The organism is Nocardia araoensis NBRC 100135, assembly GCF_000308435.1.
Lineage (GTDB): Bacteria > Actinomycetota > Actinomycetes > Mycobacteriales > Mycobacteriaceae > Nocardia > Nocardia araoensis.
Genome location: NZ_BAFR01000202.1, coordinates 21,871 through 29,091 on the forward strand (window position 1 = coordinate 21,871; position 7,221 = coordinate 29,091).

Consider the following 7,221-nt stretch of genomic DNA (forward strand, 5'->3'; position numbering starts at 1 on the left):
GCCGGGCAGACGTCACCAGCGGTAGTGCGCGAAGGCCCGGTTGGACTCGGCCATCTTGTGGGTGTCCTCGCGGCGCTTGACCGAGGCGCCGAGGCCGTTGCTGGCGTCGAGCAGTTCATTGGCCAGGCGCTCGACCATGGTCTTCTCCCGGCGCGCACGCGAGAAGTTGACCAGCCAGCGCAGGGCCAGGGTGTTGGCGCGGCCCGGACGGACCTCGACAGGAACCTGGTAGGTGGCGCCACCGACGCGGCGGGGCTTCACCTCCAGCGACGGCTTCACGTTGTCCAGCGCGCGCTTGAGGGTGACGACCGGGTCGGTGCCGGTCTTCTCACGCGCCTGCTCCAGCGCGCCGTAGACGATGCGCTCTGCGGTGGACTTCTTGCCGTCCAGCAGGATCTTGTTGACCAGCTGAGTGACCAGCGGCGAACCGTAGACCGGGTCGTTGATCAGCGGACGCTTGGGTGCGGGGCCCTTGCGTGGCATATCAGCTCTTCTCCTTCTTGGCGCCGTAGCGGCTGCGGGCCTGCTTGCGGTTCTTCACACCCTGGGTGTCGAGCGAGCCGCGAATGATCTTGTAACGAACACCGGGGAGGTCCTTCACACGACCGCCGCGCACGAGCACCATGGAGTGCTCCTGCAGGTTGTGCCCCTCGCCCGGGATGTAGGCCGTGACCTCGACCGAGCTGGTCAGGCGAACACGCGCGACCTTGCGCAGCGCGGAGTTCGGCTTCTTCGGGGTCGTGGTGTACACGCGGGTGCACACGCCACGACGCTGCGGGCTCCCCTTCAGGGCCGCGGTCTTCGTCTTGGCGACCTTGTCGCGGCGACCCTTGCGGACCAGCTGGTTGATGGTTGGCATAGACCGGCTTTCCTTATTAGTTAACGCGGTGTGTGGACTTCTATGTCTGTTTTTGTTCGCGGCGCTCCCGGGGCCGTTCGTGGAGGCAAGCTTCCACTGCCGGGCCCGTCGTTCACATCGCTGTCATCGAGCTTTCACTCGCACGTCCGGCCACGTTTCTCGCGTCCCGAGGTCGGGCGTGTCGCGCGCGGCGCGGAGCCCTGATTCCGGGCACGCTGGAGTCGTCGGCCGCTCTCGCTGGCCTACGGTCACGCACGAACTTGCCCGCATGCTTCCGGGCACAGCGGTCCACGATACCCGTGGCCGGGACACACGGTCAAAGCGGGTCGGCTCGACGATCGTCTACCTGGCCAGGTTCAAGGTCAATTCCATCAGCTTCTTCGCCGCGTCGCACGGATCGGGGTGCGCCGAGCCGGGGCGGTAGTTGATCCACCAGCCGATCACTCCGTTGTCCGGTGCGCTCGCCGTCACACCGCACGAGTCCGGGTCCTTCGGCCTGCGGATCTGCAGCGCCAGCGAACTCTGGATGGTGATGTTGGTGGTCTCGTAACCGAGTTTGTTGTTCGTCTGCTTCTCGTTACTGAGTGTCCCGTTCTCGTACCAGTTGAGCGTGGCCATCCCGTTGCCGCCGGGCGCGCCGAGCAGGTCCCACATGCACACCGCCCCGAAGAACGACTCGCTGACCATGACGCCCTCGCCGACGGCTTTGCCGATCTGGTCCTCGGACAGGATCTGGCACTCGCGCAGCAACTTGTCCAGCCTGGTGTTGACCGGCTGGCTTCCGCCCACCGGCTGCGGCGAACCGGGAACGACTTGACCGCAGCCGCCCGCCGACAGCGCCACCGCCACCGCCGCGGCGGCCACCGCGCCACGCCCGCGCAGGACTCGTCGCACACTCATGCCCTCTCCCCTCACTGCATCCGCTGCAGAGTCAGTTCGGCGAGAGCGCGGCTGCGGTCGCACGGGTTACCGGAGACCTGGCCGAATTCTCCGATGTTCGTCGACCACTCGAAGAAGTCGTCACCGAGTTGCACGGCCAGATCGCAGATCTGGCCATTCGGATCCAGGGCGGCGAAACCGTCCCGCCCACCGATCTTTATCGGATCGGGGGCTCGCCCGTTCACGGTGACCCAGGCCCGCTCACGCTCGATGGGACTGCCTCGATAGGAAGCGAAAGTTATACTGGGGGAACCGATTCCAGCCGACTGCCAGTTGCAGCCGACAGCGTTGCGGAAGACCCCGGAGATCCGGCCGAGACCGCCGAGGGTGCGCACCTCGTCGTCGGTCACGTGCCCGCATTCCCCGACGAACGGTCCCAACGCCACGACTTTGGGCGCCGGACGCGACGGACCAGGGTCCTCGGAGTCCCCGCCCGAACCGCAACCCGCCAGTGCGAGCACCAAGGCTGTCACGGTCACGACCGCCGACTTGATCCGCATGGGATGAACTCTACCGATTACGCGCGGGGCGGACCGTCCGACGAACCCGGCCCGGCAGCGCCACGAGCGACGGCCGGGCCCGGCGCCGCTGCGCCGAGCTTCGATTACAGATTGCCGCGAGCTTGCTGTTCCCGCTCGATCGCCTCGAACAGCGCTTTGAAGTTGCCCTTGCCGAAGCCGAGGGAGCCGTGACGTTCGATGAGTTCGAAGAAGACCGTGGGACGGTCGGTGAGCGGCCTGGTGAAGATCTGCAACAAGTAGCCGTCCTCGTCGCGGTCGACGAGGACGCCGCGGCGCTGGAGTTCGTCGACCGGGACGCGGACCCGGCCGATACGGGCGCGCAATTCGGGGTCCTCGTAGTAGGCCGCCGGCGTCTCCAGGAACTCGACGCCCTCCCGGCGCAACGCGTCCACGCAACCGAGGATGTCGCCGGTGGCGAGTGCGATGTGCTGGACGCCGGGGCCGCGGTAGAACTCCAGGTACTCATCGATCTGCGAGCGCTTCTTGCCGACGGCGGGCTCGTTGAGCGGGAACTTCACCCGATGGTTGCCGTTGGCGACCACCTTGCTCATCAGCGCCGAGTACTCGGTGGCGATGTCGTCGCCGACGAACTCGGCCATGTTGGTGAAACCCATGACGCGCCGGTAGAAATCGACCCACTCGTCCATCCGCCCGAGTTCCACGTTGCCCACGACGTGGTCGATCGCCTGGAACAACCGGGTGGGCGCGCCGTCGCGCCGCTGGTAGGCGGAGCGACGGGCGACATAGCCGGGCAGGTAGGGCCCGTAATAGCCCGAACGATCGACCAGGGTGTGCCTGGTGTCGCCATAGGTGGCCAGCGCGGCCGAGCGGACCGTGCCGAAGTCGTCGGTCTCGTCGTGCGGTTCGACCAGGATGGTGGCGCCGTGGGTGCGCGCCCATGCCACACAGCGGTCGACGTCGGAGACCTCGAGAGCGATGTCGACCACGCCGTCGCCGTGCCGATCGTGGTGGGCGACCAGCGGGCTGTCCGGGTCCACCGCTCCGGTGATCACGAAACGCGCCGCGCCGCTGCGCAGGACGAACGCCTTGTGGTCGCGATTGCCGGTCTCCGGACCGGAGTACGCCTCCAATCGCATGCCGAAGGCGGATTCCAGGAAGTGCGCGGTCTGGGTGGCGTTGCCCACCACCCAGACCAGAGCGTCCCACCCGATGACCGGGAACGGGTCACCGCTGTTGTCGTGGTCCACCAACCCCACGAGCGTGCGCAGCTCGCCGTCGCTGGGAACGGCGCCGGACCGAGTGTCCTGGAGGTGCTCGATGGTCATGTTCCAAGGAAATCGCCGGTTCCGCCGGGTAGGCAACAGCGCCGATTCGCGGTAGTCAGTGTGGCGAATTCGGCTAGGAAGTACCGGGTCATGCTGGACAATTTGAATAGCATGGGCGGGCCGGGCAGCAAGCTCGGCCGGATGCGGCGAACGGAGGCCGTCATGGCGCGCACACCGGCGAAGCTCGACGAACTCGATCTCGCCATCCTGACCGCGATGCACGAGTACCAGAAGGCGGGCATTCTCGAACTGTCCCGCCGGACCAAAGTGGCCAGGGCCACCGTGCAGTCCCGGATCGCGCGCATGGAGGAGTCCGGCGTGATCGCCTCCTACGACCCGCAGATCGACGTCACCGCGGCCGGTTTCGACGTGCAGGCCTTCGTCACGCTGGAGATAGCCCAGGGTGCGCTGGACACCGTGACCGCCGAACTCGACGCCATCCCCGGCGTCCTGGAGGCCTACGCCACCACCGGCACCGGCGACGTGCTGTGCCGGATCGGAGCCGACTCGCACGCGGGGCTGCAAGCCGTCCTGCTGAGCATCGACCGGACCTCCTCGGTGGTGCGCTCGCACAGCGTCATCGTGCTGTCCACCGTGGTGGCGCGCCGGGCGCTGCCACTGTTGCGTACTCTGAGCCCGACCGGGACCACCAAAGCGCCCGCCTACCGACCGGCCCGCGAGTCGTAACGGGGCCCCTGGTCAGGGGCGCAGGTCGGCGTGCACGTCGAGGATTTCCACGCTCCCCTGCTTGCCCGCCTCCAAGAAGGCGAGCAGAGCGTGCGCCTCCGCCTCGACATCCGCGCGCTCCGCCGCGGTCCAGTTCCGGGTGGGACTGATGCGCAGCCGGGCGGTGCTCGCGTTGGTGAAAATCTTGTACAGGCCCGCGAGGAAGCCGTCGACCAGCACCGGGGAGACCTGGGCGGCGAAGGCGCGCAGCGGAGGGGCCGCGCCGTCGGGCACGATCCGGGTCCGATCCTGGTGCGACAGCAGTGCGTTGTCGTACCAGCCGAGCAGCCGCACCGGGGCGGGGACGTCTGGATCGGCCAGTTCGCCATCGGCGACGTCGTAGAGCGTGCGACCGCGCTCGTCGGTGTAGGTGCGCACGCGATCGCCGAGTTCCGCGACGGCCTGCTTCATGCCGAGCAACTTCGACCAGGTCTGCATGTCCATGGTGCTCGCCGGACCGAAAGCACGCAGGTAGCGGAAGAGCAACTCGGCCAAGGGATATGTGGGGTCCAACGGCGCGCCCAACCAGGGCTCGACCCGCGACCAGATCGGTCTGCTGTTGTCCTTCCACTTGCCGCGCGGCGGGGTCTGCAATACCGGCAGTTGGTACAGCCAGGTCTGCAACACCGCGCCCGGGTCGCGGTCGGGGTACAGCTCGGCGGCACGGGCGCGCAGGTCCGCCGCGGACATCGGCTCGTCGCCGAGCGCCGCTTCGCCGTGCCTGCGCACCTCCTCCGGATCAAGTCCCACCATGGCGCCGTAGTTGAAACCCTTGCGGAAGGGGACTTTCTCCAGTTCAGGCTGCACGTGCGGTGCGATCCGCAACGCGTCGGGCGGCGTGACCAGGTGAATGGTGCCGCGCATGAGGGTGATCCGGACCAGCGACCGGTCCTCCAGCGCGTCCGACACCGTCCCCGGATCGAAGTCCGCGACGCGGCTGAACAATCCGACGAACGGCGGTGCCGAATCCTGCGCTTGCAACCCGACGAGATGGTCGCACATCTCGTGCACCGTCAACCGCGAGCGATCGAGCAGATGCTGGCGAGCCAGCAGAGTCCGGTTCAGTATCCGGTTGGAGAGTTTCACGACGTGGCAGCCGGAATGCGTCAGCGCAGCGTGACCACGACCTTGCCGGTGGCCGTCCGATTGTCCAGCGACGCGACCGCCTCCGCGGCCTTGTCCAGCGGGTACAGCACCGGGGCCGGCGGCGCGATCTTCCCGGAGGCAAGCAGCGGCTCCACCTCGGCCCACTGCTCCTGCAGATAGCCCGGATGCGACATCACCCATTCGCCCCACGCCGCGCCGGTCACCTCGACGTTCTTCAGCAGCAGCCGGTTGACCTTGACAGTCGGGATCTCGCCCGCGGTGAAGCCGACGACCAGCAACCGGCCCGCCGAGGCGAGCGACCGGATGCTGTCGGTGAAACGGTCGCCGCCGACCGGGTCGAGCACGATGTCGACGCCGCGGCCGCCGGTCAGCTCCTTCACCGCCGCCAGCCAGCCGTCGGTCAGCACCACGTCGGTGGCCCCGTTGGCGCGCGCTACCTCGGCCTTCGCCTCGGTGCTCACCACGGCGATCACCCGGCCCGCCCCGAGCGCGGCCGCCATGCGCAGCGTCGAGGTGCCGATGCCGCCCGCGGCGCCGTGCACCAGCACCGTCTCCCCTTGCGCCAGCCTGCCCCGGGTACGCAGGCAGAAGTGCACGGTCAGGTCGTTGAACAGGATGCCGGCGCCCGCCTCCAGCGAGACGTTGTCGGGAAGGCGGAACACCATCTGCGCGGGAGCGACGGCCGTCTCGGCCATCGCGTTGCCGAGCATGGTCAGCGCGAGCACCCGGTCACCCGGTCGCACGTGCGCGTCCTCGGGAGCTTCCCGGACGATGCCCGCGACCTCGCCGCCCACGACGAACGGCAATTCGGGCTTCATCTGGTACAGGCCGCGCGTCATCAGCACGTCCGGAAAGGCCACGCCGGCAGCGTGCACGTCGATCACGATCCCGCCCGGGAACGCCGCGGGCTCCGGGATGTCCACGATCCGAACCGCTTCCGGTCCTTCCAGCTTGCTGACCTGGGCTGCGCGCATGTGCCGACCTCTCTGTCCTCGCGCCGGCCTGATCCGCGCCGGCGCCACACCGACAACATAACCGGCGCCGCCCGACGACGCCCGTCCGGACGCCCGATTTTGCTATGCTGGCCGCGACCTCGCGGTCGGGAGGGAAGGGGGATTCATGGTCGAGAAAAACCAGTCACGGCCTGCGACGACGATGCGAGTCGATCCGGCGGCGTTGCGCTCGTTCGCGCAGACGCTGCGCACGGAGGCCACCTCGGTCGCAGGCCTCGGCGGCGGCGAGAGTTTCGGCGCCGTCGTCGGTGCGCTGCCGGGCACCGATTTCGGACCCGTGGCCCAGCGTGCGAACGACGCCGCGCACCGCTGCTTGGAGCGGATCGGATCGCGGCTCACCACCATCGCCGACAACCTGCACAACGCGGCGGGCGAGTACGAGCTGGCCGAGGACGACTTCGCCGCGAAGCTCCGCACCATAGGACTCCAGGTGCCATGACGCTCACCCTCCCAGACGTCGAGAACTGGCAGCCGGAGCAGCTTTCGGCGGCGGGCGCGCTCGCCGAACGGATGTCGCAGGGCTTGGACGCCGCGGTCGGCAAGGGCGCGGACGACACGAAAGCACTCGCCGACGCGAAACAGTGGTCCGGTTCCGCCGGGGACGCCGCGAGCGCCAGGATGCAGACCGAGAAGACCCGTGCCTCCGCCGTGAGCGCCGCCCTGCTCGAGCTGAAGACGGCGTTCACCACCCAGGTGCAGAACCTCATCGAAGCGAAAGCCAAGGTCCTGAGCCTGCGCGACGACGCACTGAACCAGTCGCCACCGTTCGA

9 protein-coding genes and 1 pseudogene are annotated in these 7,221 nt (G+C 68.3%); 3 read left to right on the forward strand and 7 right to left on the reverse strand.

The genetic code is table 11. The features are described from left to right. Positions 1-12: 12 nt before the first annotated feature. The 5 genes from rpsG to hppD all read right to left on the reverse strand — a co-directional run bounded on the left by rpsG (position 13) and on the right by hppD (position 3,605). On the reverse strand, positions 13-483 hold the full coding sequence (gene rpsG / locus ON21_RS26050; protein WP_014353063.1) for a 30S ribosomal protein S7: 471 nt from the start codon (positions 481-483) through the stop codon (positions 13-15). Between the two features lies 1 nt (position 484). Beyond that, positions 485-859 (reverse strand): 30S ribosomal protein S12, encoded by a 375-nt coding sequence (gene rpsL / locus ON21_RS26055; protein ID WP_039801925.1) that lies wholly within the window; start codon positions 857-859, stop codon positions 485-487. A gap of 342 nt (positions 860-1,201) precedes the next feature. Beyond that, positions 1,202-1,759, reverse strand: coding sequence for a DUF3558 domain-containing protein (locus tag ON21_RS26060; protein WP_051021361.1), 558 nt, complete (start codon positions 1,757-1,759; stop codon positions 1,202-1,204). An 11-nt stretch (positions 1,760-1,770) separates the two neighbouring features. Then, entirely contained in the window at positions 1,771-2,298 is a 528-nt protein-coding gene (locus ON21_RS26065) for a DUF3558 domain-containing protein (protein WP_039801929.1), read from the reverse strand. 104 nt (positions 2,299-2,402) lie between these two features. After that, a complete protein-coding gene (gene hppD / locus ON21_RS26070; RefSeq protein ID WP_039801931.1) occupies positions 2,403-3,605 on the reverse strand; it encodes a 4-hydroxyphenylpyruvate dioxygenase in 1,203 nt (400 codons plus the stop codon). Between the two features lie 162 nt (positions 3,606-3,767). On the opposite strand from hppD, the gene ON21_RS26075 reads away from it, so the two are divergent. Then, positions 3,768-4,292 (forward strand): Lrp/AsnC family transcriptional regulator, encoded by a 525-nt coding sequence (locus ON21_RS26075; RefSeq protein ID WP_039801949.1) that lies wholly within the window; start codon positions 3,768-3,770, stop codon positions 4,290-4,292. Between the two features lie 12 nt (positions 4,293-4,304). Here the strand turns inward: ON21_RS26075 and ON21_RS26080 are convergent, their stop codons facing one another. Both ON21_RS26080 and ON21_RS26085 read right to left on the reverse strand, forming a co-directional pair. Next, positions 4,305-5,417, reverse strand: a complete 1,113-nt coding sequence (locus ON21_RS26080) for a winged helix DNA-binding domain-containing protein (protein WP_039801934.1) — start codon at positions 5,415-5,417, stop codon at positions 4,305-4,307. Between the two features lie 20 nt (positions 5,418-5,437). Beyond that, positions 5,438-6,412: an NADPH:quinone oxidoreductase family protein gene (locus tag ON21_RS26085; protein WP_039801937.1), complete on the reverse strand. Its 975-nt coding sequence runs from the start codon at positions 6,410-6,412 to the stop codon at positions 5,438-5,440. A gap of 145 nt (positions 6,413-6,557) precedes the next feature. Between ON21_RS26085 and ON21_RS26090 the strand changes: the two genes are divergently transcribed. Both ON21_RS26090 and ON21_RS26095 read left to right on the forward strand, forming a co-directional pair. Further along, positions 6,558-6,890 (forward strand): type VII secretion target, encoded by a 333-nt coding sequence (locus ON21_RS26090; RefSeq protein WP_039801939.1) that lies wholly within the window; start codon positions 6,558-6,560, stop codon positions 6,888-6,890. Further along, positions 6,887-7,221, forward strand: a pseudogene (locus ON21_RS26095) (transglycosylase SLT domain-containing protein); the annotation flags it as partial. The gene ON21_RS26090 and the pseudogene ON21_RS26095, both read left to right, overlap by 4 nt.